This is a genomic window from Haloarchaeobius ordinarius (assembly GCF_051801355.1).
Taxonomy (GTDB): domain Archaea; phylum Halobacteriota; class Halobacteria; order Halobacteriales; family Natrialbaceae; genus Haloarchaeobius.
The window spans coordinates 1840176-1855678 of record NZ_CP196560.1 but is presented as its reverse complement, the minus strand read 5'-3'; the positions used below and the strand labels follow the sequence as shown (position 1 = coordinate 1855678).

19 protein-coding genes are annotated in these 15503 nt (G+C 66.8%); 13 read left to right on the top strand and 6 right to left on the bottom strand.

Going from position 1 to position 15503, the window contains the following annotated elements; translation table 11 throughout:
* Positions 1-55 precede the first annotated feature (55 nt).
* Positions 56-676 carry a hypothetical protein gene (locus ACSC1R_RS09610; protein WP_439028701.1) on the top strand — a complete coding sequence of 207 codons (621 nt, stop codon included), beginning with the start codon at positions 56-58 and terminating at the stop codon, positions 674-676.
* 13 nt (positions 677-689) lie between these two features.
* On the opposite strand, the gene ACSC1R_RS09605 is transcribed toward ACSC1R_RS09610, so the two are convergent.
* From ACSC1R_RS09605 to ACSC1R_RS09595, 3 genes are read right to left on the bottom strand one after another with little or no spacing between them, the layout of a single operon-like run.
* Positions 690-1298, bottom strand: coding sequence for a trimeric intracellular cation channel family protein (locus tag ACSC1R_RS09605; RefSeq protein WP_439025528.1), 609 nt, complete (start codon positions 1296-1298; stop codon positions 690-692).
* A gap of 1 nt (position 1299) precedes the next feature.
* Complete coding sequence (locus tag ACSC1R_RS09600) at positions 1300-2094, bottom strand: SAM hydrolase/SAM-dependent halogenase family protein (RefSeq protein ID WP_439025527.1); 795 nt, start codon at positions 2092-2094, stop codon at positions 1300-1302.
* A complete protein-coding gene (locus ACSC1R_RS09595; protein WP_439025526.1) occupies positions 2091-2612 on the bottom strand; it encodes a nicotinamide-nucleotide adenylyltransferase in 522 nt (173 codons plus the stop codon). The genes ACSC1R_RS09600 and ACSC1R_RS09595 overlap by 4 nt, the downstream gene beginning before the upstream one ends.
* 167 nt (positions 2613-2779) lie before the next feature.
* Between ACSC1R_RS09595 and lonB the strand changes: the two genes are divergently transcribed.
* Positions 2780-4894: an ATP-dependent protease LonB gene (lonB, locus tag ACSC1R_RS09590; protein WP_439025525.1), complete on the top strand. Its 2115-nt coding sequence runs from the start codon at positions 2780-2782 to the stop codon at positions 4892-4894.
* Entirely contained in the window at positions 4895-5746 is an 852-nt protein-coding gene (locus tag ACSC1R_RS09585) for a lysostaphin resistance A-like protein (protein WP_439025524.1), read from the top strand.
* A 5-nt stretch (positions 5747-5751) separates the two neighbouring features.
* Here ACSC1R_RS09585 and ACSC1R_RS09580 read toward each other — a convergent pair whose 3' ends face one another.
* Positions 5752-6213 carry an MGMT family protein gene (locus ACSC1R_RS09580; protein WP_439025523.1) on the bottom strand — a complete coding sequence of 154 codons (462 nt, stop codon included), beginning with the start codon at positions 6211-6213 and terminating at the stop codon, positions 5752-5754.
* Positions 6214-6364: 151 nt separating this feature from the next.
* Here ACSC1R_RS09580 and trpC point away from each other — a divergent pair, with 151 nt between their 5' ends.
* From trpC to ACSC1R_RS09560, 4 genes are read left to right on the top strand one after another with little or no spacing between them, the layout of a single operon-like run.
* Complete coding sequence (trpC, locus tag ACSC1R_RS09575; protein WP_439028700.1) at positions 6365-7117, top strand: indole-3-glycerol phosphate synthase; 753 nt, start codon at positions 6365-6367, stop codon at positions 7115-7117.
* Positions 7114-8403 (top strand): tryptophan synthase subunit beta, encoded by a 1290-nt coding sequence (gene trpB, locus ACSC1R_RS09570; RefSeq protein WP_439025522.1) that lies wholly within the window; start codon positions 7114-7116, stop codon positions 8401-8403. Before trpC ends, trpB begins: the two co-directional genes overlap by 4 nt.
* On the top strand, positions 8400-9227 hold the full coding sequence (gene trpA / locus ACSC1R_RS09565; RefSeq protein WP_439025521.1) for a tryptophan synthase subunit alpha: 828 nt from the start codon (positions 8400-8402) through the stop codon (positions 9225-9227). The genes trpB and trpA overlap by 4 nt, the downstream gene beginning before the upstream one ends.
* Before the next feature lie 27 nt (positions 9228-9254).
* Complete coding sequence (locus ACSC1R_RS09560) at positions 9255-10055, top strand: 2-amino-3,7-dideoxy-D-threo-hept-6-ulosonate synthase (protein ID WP_439025520.1); 801 nt, start codon at positions 9255-9257, stop codon at positions 10053-10055.
* On the opposite strand, the gene ACSC1R_RS09555 is transcribed toward ACSC1R_RS09560, so the two are convergent.
* Positions 10052-10516, bottom strand: a complete 465-nt coding sequence (locus tag ACSC1R_RS09555) for a hypothetical protein (RefSeq protein WP_439025519.1) — start codon at positions 10514-10516, stop codon at positions 10052-10054. The genes ACSC1R_RS09560 and ACSC1R_RS09555 overlap by 4 nt on opposite strands.
* Positions 10517-10617: 101 nt before the next feature.
* On the opposite strand from ACSC1R_RS09555, the gene ACSC1R_RS09550 reads away from it, so the two are divergent.
* The 3 genes from ACSC1R_RS09550 (at position 10618) to ACSC1R_RS09540 (ending at position 12288) form a co-directional block, all read left to right on the top strand.
* Positions 10618-11112: a hypothetical protein gene (locus ACSC1R_RS09550; RefSeq protein WP_439025518.1), complete on the top strand. Its 495-nt coding sequence runs from the start codon at positions 10618-10620 to the stop codon at positions 11110-11112.
* Positions 11113-11179: 67 nt separating this feature from the next.
* Complete coding sequence (locus ACSC1R_RS09545; protein WP_439025517.1) at positions 11180-11749, top strand: SprT family zinc-dependent metalloprotease; 570 nt, start codon at positions 11180-11182, stop codon at positions 11747-11749.
* A 62-nt stretch (positions 11750-11811) separates the two neighbouring features.
* A complete protein-coding gene (locus ACSC1R_RS09540) occupies positions 11812-12288 on the top strand; it encodes a hypothetical protein (RefSeq protein WP_439025516.1) in 477 nt (158 codons plus the stop codon).
* Here ACSC1R_RS09540 and ACSC1R_RS09535 read toward each other — a convergent pair.
* A complete protein-coding gene (locus ACSC1R_RS09535; protein WP_439025515.1) occupies positions 12264-12941 on the bottom strand; it encodes an HAD family hydrolase in 678 nt (225 codons plus the stop codon). The genes ACSC1R_RS09540 and ACSC1R_RS09535 overlap by 25 nt on opposite strands.
* 90 nt (positions 12942-13031) lie before the next feature.
* On the opposite strand from ACSC1R_RS09535, the gene ACSC1R_RS09530 reads away from it, so the two are divergent.
* The 3 genes from ACSC1R_RS09530 (at position 13032) to ACSC1R_RS09520 (ending at position 15489) form a co-directional block, all read left to right on the top strand.
* Entirely contained in the window at positions 13032-13583 is a 552-nt protein-coding gene (locus ACSC1R_RS09530; RefSeq protein ID WP_439025514.1) for a hypothetical protein, read from the top strand.
* A 74-nt stretch (positions 13584-13657) separates the two neighbouring features.
* Positions 13658-14218, top strand: coding sequence for a hypothetical protein (locus ACSC1R_RS09525; protein ID WP_439025513.1), 561 nt, complete (start codon positions 13658-13660; stop codon positions 14216-14218).
* A gap of 53 nt (positions 14219-14271) precedes the next feature.
* On the top strand, positions 14272-15489 hold the full coding sequence (locus ACSC1R_RS09520; RefSeq protein ID WP_439025512.1) for a 3-dehydroquinate synthase II: 1218 nt from the start codon (positions 14272-14274) through the stop codon (positions 15487-15489).
* The last annotated feature ends 14 nt before the right edge of the window (positions 15490-15503 follow it).

Here is a 15503-nt window from a genome sequence, read left to right as displayed (position 1 = left end):
ACGAGTGCGACGCCGGTTCCAGAATCTTGTTAATGCTGCTAAGGAATTGACAAATATGCGACGCCGCGCATTCCTCGCGTCCGCCCTGACCGCCACCTCCACCACCATCGCGGGATGCGGCTCTGTTGGATCGCGAACCGAACACACGGACCCGACGGTAAAGACCGATACCAACCCCCGGGACAACGCGAAATATCTCGAATTCCACGACGACGGCGCGGACCTCGCCATCGTGGGCGTCGACCCCACGATGGAGACCCCGCCGAGAAAAATCGCCATATCGATCTCACATCCTGATGACACCGAACTGCAGTCGCTCACACAGCGGTTCGTTGCACCGGGCGGTGACGGCCCCCTGCCACAGTTCTCGTTCCAGGGCCCGTTCCAGGGTGACCACAGGCCGCACCCGTCCGTGTCGCTGTTCCAGGAAGGGAAGGCCGCAGTCCTCGAAGTCCATCGGTTCGGCGAACTCGCCGACGAGACGGTGTTCATGTTCCTTACGGTCACCCGATGGCCGGAATCGGCCCGCAGACTCGTCGTCGACAGTACCGTCGAACTTGTCGAGACGGGGGCGGTCGACCACACGCACGTCCTCGACGGCGAACTGGAATTCGAGTCCGCCATCGAGACCGACGCCGGCGATGGAACCACTGACTCGGCCGAGTCGTCGCCGTAGGATGTCAAACCGCTCACGGATTCGGCAGCGACCAGTCGTACCGCATCGCCGCAAGCCGCAGTCCCAGCGCGAGTCCGACACTCGCAGCCGTCGCCCACACCTGCGGCCCACCAAGTTCCCGAACGACCCAGAAGGCCGCCCCGCCGGACAGCGCACAGGTCGCGTAGAAGTCCTCGTGGAGGATGCTCGGCACTTCTTGTGCCAGCAGGTCCCGAATCGCACCGCCACCAGTTCCGGTGAGGGTCGCCGTGATGACGACGCCGAAAGGCGAGAGCCCGGCCTGGTAGCCGACGATGGCGCCGGTCCCGGCGAAGGCGGCGAGGCCGATAGCGTCGGGAATCGTCAGCAGGGGCGAGTCCGCGATATCGCCCGCCTCGAGGTGCGCGAGGACGATGGCGACCCCGACACCTGCCAGTGCCAGGGTCATGTCCAGTTCCGACAGGAGCGCGCCGGGGACCTTGCCCACGAGCAGGTCACGGGTGATACCGCCGCCGAGAGCCGTAACGACCCCGAGGACCGACACCCCGAGATAGTCGAGGTCCTTCTCGACGCCCTTGGAGGCCCCGGCGGCCCCGAACGCGATGGTCCCAAGGGCGTTCATCGCGGCGAACGGCGTCAGCATCTCAACAGCGCTCCAGTACGACCGGGTCGCCCGGTGCCAGCCCGAACGCCTCGTCGCCACGGCCCTGGTTCACGTCGCACTCGACGTAGCCGTGGCTCCCGACGGTGACGAGCCGGTCGCCTTCGGGGACCGAGGCGAACGTCTCGCCGACGGGCGTGCGGTCCCCATCTATCGTCACCGCGCTCACGCCCGCGAGGAACTCGCCCGGGACGTTCGTGATGGCGTTCCCGAAGTCGTCCACGACGAGGACTTCGCCCTCGGCGCGGCCGTTCTCCACGTCGGCCTCGGGGAGCGTGCAGTCGACGAGCGTCTCGAGGGCGGTCGGGGTGAGTCGAGGGAGGTCCCCAGCGTTCTCGACGCCGACCTCATGGACGGCGGCGGCCGCGGGCGCGAACACGTCCCGGCCGTGGAACGTGGTGCTGTCGGCGTCCGCGTCGCCGATGAGGTGGGCCGACACCGGAACGTCGGCCGCCGAAAGCGGTTCGCCGGGGGCGAGGCCGGCCAGTCTGCGGGCGACCGGGACGACGACGCCGTTGTCCGGGGCGACGAGCGCGTGCTCGCCGACGCGCAGGACGAGGGCACCGCGGATGGTGCCGACGCCGGGGTCGACCACGGCACAGTGGACCGCCGGCGGAAAGTACGGGAGAATCTCGCGGAGCCAGAACGCGGCAGCACGCACGTCATGTCGGGGGAAGTCGTGGGCGATGTCCTCGATGCGGGCGTCGCTCTCGGCGCAGATGACGCCCTTCATCGCGGCCGGGTAGGGCGAGCCGAAGTCGGAGGCGAGGGTTATCATTCGGGGCCGTTCGAGTCGCTCTCGGCCACCTGCTGGATGCGCCCGATGCCGTCTATCTCGCGGATGACCTCGACGGCCGGGTCCGGAATCAGGCTCTCCCAGTCCGCGCCCTGTATCATCCGTTCGCGGACCTCGGTTCCCTCCAGCACGTCGCGGTTGAACATCGGCGACTGGCGAACCTCGATGCCGGCCTCCTCGAACAGGCGGATGACGAGCGGGTTGTTCGAGTAGGCGACGTCGAACGACGGCGACATCGACTGGACGTGGCTCACCCACACCGAGTTCCGGTCCAGGTCCTCGATAGGGACCGCATACGTCGTCAGGTCGAACTCCTGAAGCGACTTCGTGAGCATCATGATTCGCTCGCCAGCGGTGAACGGGTCGTGGGTACTGTGTGAGTCACCGGCGCTCCCGATACCCAACACGAGTTCGTCGACCTCCTCGGCGATGGTCTTCACCATGCTGTGGTGGCCGTTGTGGTACGGCTGGAACCGACCGATGTAGAATCCGCGAGCCATACTCGGTTGGTCGGCCGTGCCATTTATAAGGATGGCGGCATCCGGCGGGTGACGATTACGGGCGTTAGGGGGGCTGTATGTACCGAATCCGGTCGTGTGTCGTCCAGGCGAGAGGGGAGAAAGTATATCAGTCCCTGACCCTTCGATTCAGGTAGTAACCCGATTCTATGAGCAACGACAGTGACACCACCGACGGAATCCCGGAGACGGTCGAGGAGACCGAGACTGACGGGGATTCCGAGTCTGGCCAGTCGGGGATTCCGGGCGTCCCGAAGGACGAGCACCCGGACCCGACCGTGCCAGACGATTCCCCCTCCGAGGACGGTGACTCCATCGAACGACTGGGTAGCGACGTGGAAGTCGACATCGGTGCCGAAATCGACGACGACGTCGCCGAGGAAGACCTTCTCGGCGGCCTGAAGATCGACAGCACCGAAGAAATCGAGGTGCCAGAGCGCCTCGTCGACCAGGTCATCGGCCAGGACGAGGCCCGTGACATCGTCAAGAAGGCTGCCAAGCAGCGTCGCCACGTGATGATGATCGGCTCCCCGGGTACCGGGAAGTCGATGCTGGCGAAGGCGATGTCCCAGCTCCTCCCGAAAGAGGACCTCCAGGACATCCTCGTCTACCACAACCCGGACGACGGCAACGAGCCGAAGGTCCGAACCGTCCCCGCGGGCAAGGGCGACCAGATCATCGAGGCCTACAAGGACGAGGCCCGAAAGCGCAACCAGATGCGCTCGTTCCTGATGCTCATCATCATGGCCGTCGTCCTTGTGTACGCGGTCGTCACCCGCAACCTGCTACTCGGTATCCTGGCAGCCGGTGTGGTCTACCTCGCGTTCCGCTACTCTGGTCGCTCGACCGACTCGATGATTCCGAACCTCATCGTGAACAACGCCGAACAGCAGACCGCACCGTTCGAGGACGCCACGGGCGCACACGCCGGTGCACTGCTGGGCGACGTCCGCCACGACCCGTTCCAGTCCGGTGGGATGGAGACGCCGAGCCACGACCGCGTCGAGCCCGGTGCCATCCACAAGGCGAACAAGGGCGTGCTGTTCATCGACGAGATAAACACCCTCGACATCCGGTCCCAGCAGAAGCTGATGACCGCCATCCAGGAGGGCGAGTTCTCCATCACGGGCCAGTCCGAGCGCTCCTCGGGTGCGATGGTCCAGACCGAGCCCGTCCCCTGTGACTTCATCATGGTCGCGGCCGGGAACCTCGACGCGATGGAGAACATGCACCCCGCACTCCGCAGCCGTATCAAGGGGTACGGGTACGAGGTGTACATGGACGACACCATCGAGGACACGCCCGAGATGCGCCGCAAGTACGCGCGCTTCGTGGCACAGGAGGTCGCCAAGGACGGCCGCCTCCCGTCGTTCACCCGCGACGCCGTCGAGGAGATCATCCTCGAAGCCCGCCGCCGCGCGGGCCGCAAGGGGCACCTGACCCTCGAACTGCGTAACCTCGGTGGGCTGGTGCGTGTCTCCGGTGACATCGCCCGCGCCGAGGACAAGGAGTTCACGGACCGCGAGGACGTGCTCCGCGCCAAGCGCCGCAGCCGCTCCATCGAGCAGCAACTGGCCGACGACTACATCGAGCGCCGCAAGGACTACGAGCTGACCGTCTCCTCCGGGGACGTCGTCGGCCGCGTCAACGGCCTCGCGGTCATGGGCGAGGATAGCGGTATCGTCCTCCCCGTCATGGCCGAGGTCGTCCCGGCACAGGGCCAGGGCAAGGTCATCGCGACCGGGAAGCTCCAGGAGATGGCCGAGGAAGCGGTCCAGAACGTCTCCGCCATCATCAAGAAGTTCTCCGACGAGGACATCTCGGAGAAGGACATCCACATCCAGTTCGTCCAGGCGGGCCAGCAGGGTGTCGACGGTGACTCCGCGTCCATCACGGTCGCGGCCGCGGTCATCTCGGCGCTCGAAGACGTGCCCGTCGACCAGTCGATGGCGATGACCGGCTCGCTGTCGGTCCGTGGCGACGTGCTCCCCGTCGGTGGGGTGACCCACAAGATCGAAGCCGCGGCGAAGGCCGGCCTCGACCGGGTCATCATCCCGAAGGCGAACGAGCAGGACGTCATGATAGAGGACGAGTACAAAGAGCAGATCGAGATCATCCCGGTCAGCCACATCAGCGAGGTCCTCGAGGTGGCCCTCGTGGGCGAGACCGAGAAGGACTCGCTGGTGGACCGCCTGAAGTCCATCACGGGCTCTGCACTCGAACACAACGTCGGGCGCGGCAGCGGTTCCCCGAGTCCGCAGTAGATGCCGAACTGGGCGGCCTTCGCATCCGTCGCGGCGGTCGTCTGTGGTTTCCTGTTGTTTCTCGCGCACGCGACCAGTTCGACAGTGACGACGTCGGCCCCGCCACGGCCGACGGCGGAGGAACTCGACCGGCACGCCCGCGAGCAGTTCGCCGAACACGAGGGGCTGTACGAGGAGTGGGTCGCCGAACAGGGTGACCAGTGGGCGACCGAGCGTCAGGACCAGTGGCTTGCCGACCATCCGTCGGTGGGGTCGGACCACCCGCTCTCGACCGGGCTGTTGCTGGCGAACGTCGCCCTCACTCAGGGACTCTTTCTCGCAGTGCTCGTCGGTGCAGCGGTGCTGGCACAGGTGCCCCGTAGTGCACTCGGCGTGGCCGGGTCGCACTTCGACGTGACTGCACTGGCGGTGGGTATCGGACTCGGGGTGGTGCTCTTCGCGGCGAACCAGGTCGGCTCGTCGGTGTCGGCGCGGTTCGGTATCGAGACTGGCGACGAGTTGCGGGCACTGCTTGCACCGAAGACCGCACGCGGCTGGACGGTTCTGCTCGGCGGCGTGCTCCCGCTGGTCGCGGTGTTCGAGGAGTTCATGTTCCGGGCCGTACTGGTCGGGGCGCTGTCGGTTGGATTCGGCATCTCACCGTGGCTACTCGCGGTGGCGTCGTCGCTGGTGTTCGCGGCCGGCCACGGCGTGCAGGGACCGGCGGGCGTGGTCATCACGGGGACACTCGGGTTCGTCCTCGCGGCGGCGTTCATCCTCACGGGCAGTCTGCTGGCCGTGGTCGTGGCGCACTATCTCGTCAACGCGCTGGAGTTCGTCGTCCACGAGGGAGTCGGCGTGGAGTGGCCGTGAGAGAATCAGAGTTCTTCGACCGACCGCAGGCGCTGTTCGACCTCCGGCGGGGCGGCGCTCGGGCCGTCCCGGACGCGGTGACACGGGATGAGCAGCGGTGCAGGGTTGGCGTCGAGCGCGGTTCGGACCAGAATCAGGTCGTCCTCGTCCTCGGCGTCGAGACCGGGCGTCATCCGGGCGAGTTGCTTCACGTCGACCTGCTCGCCGTACGGGACGTTCTCGCGGAGCGTCTCCAGTACCCCGCGCTGGTCGGTCGGGAGCGTGAGTGCGACCTGTACGTCGCCGAAGTCGACCTTCTGGAGGCCGTCGAAGTACGTCTGGATGCGGTCGAGCAGCGGGTGGTCGTCGCCCGCGTCGTCGGGTTCTTCGGGGAACGAAACCGAGATGACGCGACCGCTCGCGACTCCGAGTTGCACGTATCGTTCGAGAAATGGGTAGTGCCTCGCGTAGATGCCCGCGTCGTCCATACGTGAGGAATCGCGCAGGACCGACTTGAAGGTTCCTCGTCAATGGGCGCCTGAACGCCCGTTTGCCACGTCGCTCGTCCGACCGGACTGGTTGCAGCGTCGTGATGCGTGCGCAAGGCTTATGTACAGATTAGCACATCAATGTACGATGATGAACGCTACTGAGGATATTGCGCCAGCGGTCCAGTCGATTCTCGACGCCGCGGCGCGGCGAGAGACGCCCGACAGGCGCGTCTCGGTGGATTCGCGGTCGCTCGTGGACGGACTCGCGAGGGCCGCGGCCGACGGCCGGACACCCGTCATCGCGGAGGTGAAGCCGACGAGTCCGACGACCGAGGGGTCGCGGACCGACGACCCGGTCGAGCTGGCGAAACAGATGGTCGCCGGCGGGGCGGCCGCCATCTCGGTGCTCACCGAACCCGAGCACTTCGGCGGGAGTACCGAGAACCTCGAACGAATCCGCGAGGCGGTCGACGTTCCCGTGTTGCGCAAGGACTTCCTGCTCGAAGAGGCCCACCTCGACGCGGTCGAGGCAGACGCCGTGTTGCTCATCGTGCGCTTCCTCGACGACCTCGAGGGGATGATCCAGGCGGCCCGCGACCGCGGCTTCGAGCCGCTGGTCGAGGTACACACACTGGACGAACTGGAGACGGCGCTCGACGCCGGCGCGACGCTGGTGGGCGTGAACAACCGCGACCTCGCGAAACTGGTCGTGGACCTCGGAACCTTCGAGGCCATCGCGCCCCACGTCCCGGACGACGTGACGCTGCTCGCCGAGTCCGGTATCACGACTCCCGCCGACGCGCGCCGGATGCGTGAGGCGGGCGCAGACGGGCTGCTCGTCGGGAGCGCCATCATGGACGGCGACGTAGAGGCGAACACACGAGACCTGGTGAACGCATGAGTACAGACGACGACCACGCGACGACGGAAGAACCGACACCAGACCGACCCGGTACGTTCGGCCGCTACGGTGGCCAGTACGTCCCCGAAGCCCTAATGCCCGCCATCCAGGAACTGGAAGACGCCTACCAGCGATACGTGCTGGAGAACGAGGACGGCTTCATGGACGAGTTCCGCCGCCGGCTGCGCGACTTCGGCGGCCGTCCCACGCCGCTCCAGCGGGCCGACCGCCTCAGCGAGGAGTACGGGGTAGAGGTGTACCTCAAGCGTGAGGACCTGCTCCACGGGGGCGCACACAAGCTGAACAACGCGCTCGGGCAGGTGTTGCTCGCGAAGTACATGGGCAAAGAGCGCATCGTCGCCGAGACCGGCGCGGGCCAGCACGGCACTGCGACGGCCATGGCGGCGGCTCACCTCGACTTCCCCTGCGAGATATACATGGGCACCCGCGACATTTCGCGCCAGCGCCCCAACGTCTTCCGCATGCGCCTGAACGGGGCCGAGGTGAACCCCGTCTCGGCCGGGCGGGGCACCCTGAAGGAGGCCATCAACGAGACGATGCGCGACTGGGCGACCAACGTCGAGGACACCCACTACGTCATCGGCTCCGTCGTCGGCCCGCACCCGTTCCCGTCGATGGTCCGGGACTTCCAGGCAGTCATCAGCGAGGAGGCACGCCGGCAGGCGCTGGAGCAGATCGGCCGACTCCCCGACTCCGTCGTCGCCTGTGCCGGCGGCGGCTCGAACACGATGGGCGCGTTCGCGAACTTCGTCGACGACGAGGACGTGGACCTGTTCGCCGTCGAGGCCGGCGGTTCCTCGCTCGAAGTCGACAGCGAGACGGGCGTCGCGCCGAACTCGGCGTCGCTCTCGACCGGCTCTGAGGGGATTCTCCACGGCGCCCGGACGAAGCTCCTGCAGGACAGAGACGGGAACATCGTCGAGAGCCACAGCATCTCCTCGGGGCTCGACTACGCCGGCGTCGGCCCGGAGCTGTCGTACCTCGTGGACGAGGGGCGGGTGACCCCCGTGAACGTCGACGACGACGCGGCCCTGGCCGCGTTCCACCACCTGAGCCAGCACGAAGGCATCATTCCCGCGCTGGAATCCGCCCACGCGGTCGCGTACGCGGCCGAGCACCCCGAGACGCTGGGTGAAGTCACCATCATCAACGTCTCCGGCCGCGGCGACAAGGACCTCGAAGCAGTCATCGAGGAGACCGAGAAGCGCAACATCCCGGGGGCACCCGATATGGACGTGTTCTCGAAGGTCGGGGGTGGCCTATGAGCGACCTCGACGACGCCTTCGACGAACCCGCGTTCGTGCCCTACCTCTGCGTGGGCGACCCGAGCGTCGAGCGAACCCGCGAGTACGTGAAGGCGCTCGAACGCGGCGGAGCCGACGTCATCGAACTCGGCCTGCCGTTCTCCGAACCCATCGCGGAGGGGCCGACCATCCAGGCCTCGGTCGTCCGCGCACTCGAAGCCGGGGTCACGCCCGACGTGTACTTCGACTTCGTCGACTCGCTCGACGTCGAGGTGCCACTGGTCTGTATGACCTACTACAACCTCATCTACCAGTACGGCGAGGACGAAGGGCCGGCGCCCTTCGTGAAGCGGGCCGCCGAGGTCGGCATCTCGGGCTTCGTCGTGCCGGACCTCCCGGCCGAGGAGTCCGGCCCGCTCCGCGAGGCGTGTGACGAGTACGGTCTCGACCTGATATTCATCGTCGCGCCGACGACCCGGGGCGAGCGCCTCGAACGCATGATGGAACAGACGTCGGGCTACGTGTACGTGCAGGCGAGACTCGGTACGACAGGGGCCAGAGAGGACGTAAGCGACCAGACGGCCGATTCTCTCAGTCGCATCTGTCAGTACGATATCCCCAAGGCCGTCGGCTTCGGAGTCTCGACCGGAGACCATGCCAGGCGTATCGTGGCCGGCGGCGCAGACGGCGTCATCGTCGGTTCTGCCCTCGTCGACATCGTCGCCGAGTACGGCGACCCCGCAGGCGACGACGTGCCGGAACGCCTCGAGGAGAAGGCGAGAGAACTCGCCGAGGGCGTCCGGGCCGGTTACGCGCAAGGAGTACCCGAACCAGAAGGGACATAACGGATTGTTTGCTACAGAGTGACATACATGAACACAGATATTGGAATCCAGACACGGCTAGACCGCATCGGGACAGACGGGAAGTACGTCATCGTCCCGATGGACCACGGTATCACACTCGGTGCAGTACAGGGACTGAAAGACATCGAATCCACCATCGACGCGGTCACGCGTGGCGGCGCGGACGCGGTCCTCACGCAGAAGGGCATCGCGCCGCGCGTCCACGAGCACAAGAACGGCGCGGGCTACATCGTCCACCTCAACGCCTCTACGGTCATCGGGCCGGACGCGAACGACAAACGAATGACCGGCACCGTCAAGGAGGCCATCCGGGTCGGCGCCGACGCCGTCTCCTTCCACATCAACGTCGGCTCGAACTACGAACCCGGCCAGATCGAGGAACTCTCGAAGGTCACCGCCGAGGCCGCCGACTACGGTATCCCGGTCCTCGCGATGGCGTACGCCCGCGGTCCCGACGTCGAGAGCGACGACCCGCAGGCGCTCGGGCACGCGGTCCGCCTCGCCGAGGAGGTCGGCGCGGACATCGTCAAGACGGGCTACTCCGGCGACGGCGACTCCTTCAAGCACGTCACCGAATCGACTCGGCTCCCGGTCGTCATCGCGGGCGGCTCGAAAGGCACCGACCGCGAGACCGTCGAGATGGTCCGCGGCGCGATGGACGGCGGCGCGGCCGGCGTCTCGATGGGGCGCTCCATCTTCCAGCACGAGAGCCCCGAAAGCATCGCCCGCGCGGTCGCCGCCATCGTCCACGACGACGCGAGCGTCGACGAAGCGCTGAAGCGCGGCGGTTTCGCGATGGAAGTTTAATTCTCTGACCCCGTACTCGAACTCGTTCTCCGAAGGAGTCGAATCCCGGCTTGCACCAGCACCGACCCGACGAGTGCCACGGTCCCCACGAACAGCAGGATGACCGCGACGATGGCGGTCGGGTCGAACTCGGCGTCCGGGTCGACCTCCGTGACGAGCCAGACGCCGAAGACGAAGGTGCCTGCCGGCAGGACGCGGGCGAGGTGACCGATAGCGTCCTCGATGGTCGCGTCGCTGCCGTCGATGGCGCGGTAGAGGTCGACGAGCGCGTGGAGTATCACGACGGCCGGGAGCAGGAACACCGGGACCAGGAGGACGGTGAGGAGCCAGTTCCCCTCGAAGGCAGCCCCCACGACGCCCCCACTGGTGAGGAGGATGCCCGCGACGCTCCCGAGGAACAGCAGTGCGAGCGCCGTCTCGGCCTGCGCGAACGTGGGGCGCCTGTCGGTGAGCGAGGCCATGTGGGGACGCTCTGGCCAGTCCGGGATGAACTTTGTGCCGGGACTGGCCCGACGACCAGTTCGACCGGAAAGCACTTGCTACGGAACTAGTGACGTTAGCTATGAAACGTCGGACGTATCTCTCTTCGTGCTGTGCCACCGGGGCGATCGGTCTCACTGGCTGCCTCGACGGCTACCTTCCGTCAGGAGACGGAACGACACGGCTCGGGCGACTCGGTGTGAGCAACGAAGACGAGGAGCGCGGCCACGAGTTCAGGCTCCGTGTCGAACGGGACGGTGACGTGGTTCACGAGTCGTCACACGAACTCGAGAAGGACCCGGAGAGCCAACACGAGGGGTCCGGCGCGGCTGTAGACTGTACCTGGGGCGGCCGTGACGGCCGATACGTCGTCTTCGCCCGGATCGACGACAGCGAGTGGGTCGAGAAGGAGCTCACGGAGGACTACGAGCAGGTTCCCGACTGCGTCATCGCCGTCGCCATCGCGGGGCGCCAGCACCCGGCGATCGAGGTGTACGACTGGTGTGGGGAGTACGACGAGGACGAACTGTGTACGCCAGGTACGACCACCAGCGCTGTCGAACGACCATTCCGGTAGACGACGAAGACCACGTCTCACCGGGACTGCCGGAACGTTTACTGGCCCCGACTACGCGCCTCGAACTGTGAGCGACACCGGCACGCCAGACCCCGACACGCCCGCAGACCTCTGTGCATGGGCGAAGACCTACGCCAGCACCGTCGACATCGCGGTCGACCTCGACCGGGTGGACTGGGAGGTCTCGAAGCGGGCGAAACGGCGGGCGGGGGCGTGCCGGTATCACCCCGGCGAGGGGACCTGCACCATCGTCCTCACCTGGCAGGCCTACCGCGCCTTCGGCTGGCGGCAGTTCACCGACACCATCCGGCACGAACTCGTCCACGCCTGGGAGTTCCAGCACTTCGGCGAGTCGGGCCACGGCGACCGCTTCCGCGAGAAGGCCGCCGAGCTCGACGCGCCGCGACACTGCAAGACGTTCTCGGAACCCCGGTACGTGCTTCGCTGTGCGGCCGACGAGTGTGACTGGACCGCGGCCAGACACCGCGCCTCAGCGCCAGTGAAGCGACCCGCCGACGGCTATCGCTGTGGCGTCTGTCGGTCACCCTACGAGGTGGAACACGTCGATTCGGGGGAGACGTGGCGAACCGCGGAGGGCTACCGCGAGGTCCGGGCAGCACTCGGCGACGACTGGTGACGGTGCAAGACCGATTTGAGTTTACTGTTCGTTTGATATGTTCTCCTGCAGTAGGGTCGACCATGCGCCAGTTCCCACTGGTCCTCGCGTTCGCCCTCCTCCTCGCCCTCGGGGGCTGTACCGGCTCTCTCGACGGAGATACAGCGGACGAGACGGTCGGCTCGACGACGGTGACGCCCACCACCGTCCAGTTCACCGAGCGACCGACGCCCGAGCGACCCACCGAGTTCACGAACGGGAACGTCGAGACCTACGTCGAATCGGCCGAGGAAGTGTACCTGTACAACAGAGCCATTCGGGACCACGCCGAGGTCCACGTGAACTGCCGCGTCCAGTGGCGAGAACGGACCGACGACGGCTTCCGCATGGGCGTCGGCTGTGGCATCTCGATGTACGACACGGACGACGGTAACACGGTGGTCGGCGACGGGTACTCGCGGGCGACCTACGTGGTGACGGAGAACGAGACGGAGAGGAGAGACGAGTTCGTGGACCCGCCGACCACCACGGCCGCTCAGAGCACCGTCTCGAACTCGTAGAGCGAGTCGAGCTGGTGGGTCGGGTCGTGGTCCCCGTCGTGGCTCGCGGCGTCGTAGGGCACCCACACCGAACCGATTCCCATGGCGTTCGCACCCGCCACGTCCGACCGCAGGGAATCGCCGACGTGGATCGTCGACTCCGGAACCGCATCGAGTGCCCCCAGCGCGCGCTCGAACGGGGCGGGGTGGGGCTTCGGTTCGACGCCGTTTCGCGGGTCGACGAACACCGTCGCGTCGAAGTCGTCGGCGATGCCGAGCGACTCTAACTTCGTGGTCTGGCTGTCCCTGCCGCCGTTCGTGACGAGCCCGACGCTCTCGGCGTGGGTCCGGGCGTGCTCCAGGGCGCGTTCGGCACCGGGACAGAACTCGACCGCCGAGTGGTCCACGAGGTCGGCGTGGGCCGTGGCGAGTGCGTCCGCGGGCACGTCCTCGACGCCGGCGCGGTCGGCCGCCGCGGCGAAGATGGACTCGTAGAACTCGTGTTCGGTCTCGGCTGTGCCGACCTCCCCGACGACCGCGCCGAGGTCCCCGGGCTGGCAGAACTGCTCGACACCGACTGCATCGAAGGTGTCCGAGAGGAGGGTTTCGCGGTCCTGTGTGGAGGCACAGAGCGTCAAATCGAGATCGAAGAGAACCGTGGCGGGGGCCGTCATCTGGTAGGGGATAGTCGAGAGCGAGACAAAGGTCTGTCGTGACGAAGGTGCCGGGAAAGCAATATATCGCACCCGGATGAGTTCCGGACGATGGTCAGCCCCGAACAGTCCCCCTACGACGACGTCATCACGCTCCGAGACATCGCCAGTGTCCTGACCGGCGAGGGTCTCCTCCGGCACTTCGGCGTGGTCGTCTCCGTGCTCTCGGTCGCCGGAGTCGCACTCGGACTGGTCCCGATGCTGTACGGCGGATTCGGAGACCTGCTGTTCACCTACCCGGAGGAGTTCGGCAGTCAGATGCGACAGAACGGCCTCTCGCTGATGGTGTTCAGCCATGCACCCCTCTTCGCACCGGCACTCGCCTCCGTCGTGGCCACCGCTGTCGGTGCTCGCGCGAATGTGGCCCCCCGGACCGTGGTCGTGGCCGCCGTGGCCGGCGCGTTCGTCGGCTGTCTCCTGTTCGTCCTCGCGAGTTCTGCGCTGGCACACAGCCAGTTCGGTATCGTCGAGAACCTCATCGGGTTTCGGGACGAGGTCCCACCGTACGACACGACTGCCCACCTGGTGACCGGGGTCCTCACCGGCATCGTGGGCGCGGTCGGTGCCCTCGGCGGAAGCCTCGCTGGCAGTCTCATGAAGTGAGCGAGACCGATTCACGGGAGGCCGGGCAGACGTGATGGTCAAGAGATATATCCCCCGGGGGTGAGGTCTGGACCATGACCGACCCTGAACAGTCCGCCGCCGACGACCGCATCACGTTCGACGCCGTCGAGTCTGCGCTGGCAGACGACGTCGTGGTCCGGCAGTTCGCCGGGGTGACGCTCGCGCTGGTGACGGCGGGGATCGCGTTCGGGCTGGTCCCCGTTCTCTACGGCGGATTCAGTGACCCGAACGTTCTGGACTCGCCCTCGCGGTTCGCGGAAACGACTCAACAACACCAGAACGGTGTGTCGCGAAGCATCTACGGCATCGGGCCCTACCTCGCGCCGCTGGTGGCCGCGGCCGTCGCGTTCATCTCCGGGTCCAGGCGCGAGGGACCGTGGCGAACAGTTCTCCCGGCCGCAGTGACCGGCGCGTTCGTCGGCTGTCTCCTGTTCGTCCTCGTGAGTACCGGGATCAGTCACACGCAGCTCGCGGTCGCCGAGGGGTCGTGGGGATTCGAAGAATCGGTGCCCCCATTCGACACCGCTGGCGTCCTGCTGAACGGCGCACTCGTCGGTATCACCGGTGCGGTGGGCGCGCTCGGTGGGGGGCTCGCGGGCAGCTTTCTGGACTGAGGACAATCGCCACTTCCGCCACGTTAAAGCAACGTCCTGTCCCACTTCGTGGTATGACTACAGAACGCGAAGTCTGGCTCAAAGCCGACAGCGCGGTCGGCGACTGGGAGGCCCGCAAACGACGAATCACGGCGGGGCTCGAAGCGGGCGTCGACTGGGTGCTCGTGGACGAAGCCGACGTGTCGAAGGTGCGTGAACTCGGTGCCGTGAACGTCGCCGCGTTCCGCGACGGGAGCGACGTCGACGTCATCACGGACGCCGAGACCGACGAGGGGACCGTCGACGACATCGAAAGCGACGGCGGCCGCGCCGACCCGGACGCCTACGTCGTCGGCAAGGACGGCGAGGGCGACGGGACCATGGACTTCCCGACGGACTTCTCCGGCTCCGCCGACCTCACCACCATCCGCCGGGGCAACGCCGACGGGGCGTACGTCCGCATCCTCGGCAAGGAGTACGAGAGCCTGGCCGAAGAGGCCGCCTCCATCGCCGAGTACACCATCGTCGTCGGCGAGGACTGGACCATCATCCCGCTGGAGAACCTCATCGCCCGCATCGGCGGCGAGACGACGCTCATCGCGGGCGTCGAGACCGCAGAGGACGCCAGAACCGCCTTCGAGACGCTCGAACACGGCTCCGACGCCGTCCTGCTCGACAGCGACGACCCGAGCGAGATTCGCGACACGGTCGAAGCGCGCGACGCGGCCGACCGCGAGAAACTCGACATGCGCTGGGCCGAGGTGACCGCCATCGAACAGACCGGGAGCGCCGACCGCGTCTGCATCGACACCGGCTCGCTACTCGACCACGACGAGGGGATGCTCATCGGGTCGATGGCCCGCGGCCTCGTGTTCGTCCACGCCGAGACGGCCGAGTCGCCTTACGTCGCCTCGCGCCCGTTCCGTGTCAACGCCGGCGCGGTTCACGCCTACGTCCGCACGCCCGGCGGCGGCACCAAGTACCTCTCCGAGTTGAAGTCGGGCGACGAGGTGCAGGTCGTCGACACCGACGGGAACACTCGCGAGGTCATCGTCGGCCGCGCGAAGATAGAGAAGCGCCCGATGTTCCGCATCGAACTCGCCATCCAGGACGACGAGTACGAGGACCGCGTGGAGACGCTGCTCCAGAACGCAGAGACCATCAAGGTCCACACCCGCGAGGGCCGCAAGGCAGTCACGGACCTCGAACCCGGCGACGAGGTGTTGCTCTACTACGGTGAGAAGGCTCGCCACTTCGGCGAGGCCATCGAAGAGTCCATCATCGAGAAGTAGTCTCTCTGTCCCGC

What these genes read in the sequence shown, in the direction of transcription:
- ACSC1R_RS09525 (WP_439025513.1), top strand. Translation starts at nt 13,658, where the DNA reads ATGACCGACCCTGAACAGTCCGCCGCCGACGACCGCATCACGTTCGAC.
- ACSC1R_RS09555 (WP_439025519.1), bottom strand. Translation starts at nt 10,516, where the DNA reads ATGGCCTCGCTCACCGACAGGCGCCCCACGTTCGCGCAGGCCGAGACG.
- lonB (WP_439025525.1), top strand. Translation starts at nt 2,780, where the DNA reads ATGAGCAACGACAGTGACACCACCGACGGAATCCCGGAGACGGTCGAG.
- ACSC1R_RS09540 (WP_439025516.1), top strand. Translation starts at nt 11,812, where the DNA reads ATGCGCCAGTTCCCACTGGTCCTCGCGTTCGCCCTCCTCCTCGCCCTC.
- ACSC1R_RS09605 (WP_439025528.1), bottom strand. Translation starts at nt 1,298, where the DNA reads ATGCTGACGCCGTTCGCCGCGATGAACGCCCTTGGGACCATCGCGTTC.
- ACSC1R_RS09535 (WP_439025515.1), bottom strand. Translation starts at nt 12,941, where the DNA reads ATGACGGCCCCCGCCACGGTTCTCTTCGATCTCGATTTGACGCTCTGT.
- ACSC1R_RS09520 (WP_439025512.1), top strand. Translation starts at nt 14,272, where the DNA reads ATGACTACAGAACGCGAAGTCTGGCTCAAAGCCGACAGCGCGGTCGGC.
- ACSC1R_RS09560 (WP_439025520.1), top strand. Translation starts at nt 9,255, where the DNA reads ATGAACACAGATATTGGAATCCAGACACGGCTAGACCGCATCGGGACA.
- trpC (WP_439028700.1), top strand. Translation starts at nt 6,365, where the DNA reads ATGAACGCTACTGAGGATATTGCGCCAGCGGTCCAGTCGATTCTCGAC.
- ACSC1R_RS09530 (WP_439025514.1), top strand. Translation starts at nt 13,032, where the DNA reads ATGGTCAGCCCCGAACAGTCCCCCTACGACGACGTCATCACGCTCCGA.
- ACSC1R_RS09610 (WP_439028701.1), top strand. Translation starts at nt 56, where the DNA reads ATGCGACGCCGCGCATTCCTCGCGTCCGCCCTGACCGCCACCTCCACC.
- ACSC1R_RS09600 (WP_439025527.1), bottom strand. Translation starts at nt 2,094, where the DNA reads ATGATAACCCTCGCCTCCGACTTCGGCTCGCCCTACCCGGCCGCGATG.
- ACSC1R_RS09585 (WP_439025524.1), top strand. Translation starts at nt 4,895, where the DNA reads ATGCCGAACTGGGCGGCCTTCGCATCCGTCGCGGCGGTCGTCTGTGGT.
- trpA (WP_439025521.1), top strand. Translation starts at nt 8,400, where the DNA reads ATGAGCGACCTCGACGACGCCTTCGACGAACCCGCGTTCGTGCCCTAC.
- ACSC1R_RS09580 (WP_439025523.1), bottom strand. Translation starts at nt 6,213, where the DNA reads ATGGACGACGCGGGCATCTACGCGAGGCACTACCCATTTCTCGAACGA.
- trpB (WP_439025522.1), top strand. Translation starts at nt 7,114, where the DNA reads ATGAGTACAGACGACGACCACGCGACGACGGAAGAACCGACACCAGAC.
- ACSC1R_RS09550 (WP_439025518.1), top strand. Translation starts at nt 10,618, where the DNA reads ATGAAACGTCGGACGTATCTCTCTTCGTGCTGTGCCACCGGGGCGATC.
- ACSC1R_RS09595 (WP_439025526.1), bottom strand. Translation starts at nt 2,612, where the DNA reads ATGGCTCGCGGATTCTACATCGGTCGGTTCCAGCCGTACCACAACGGC.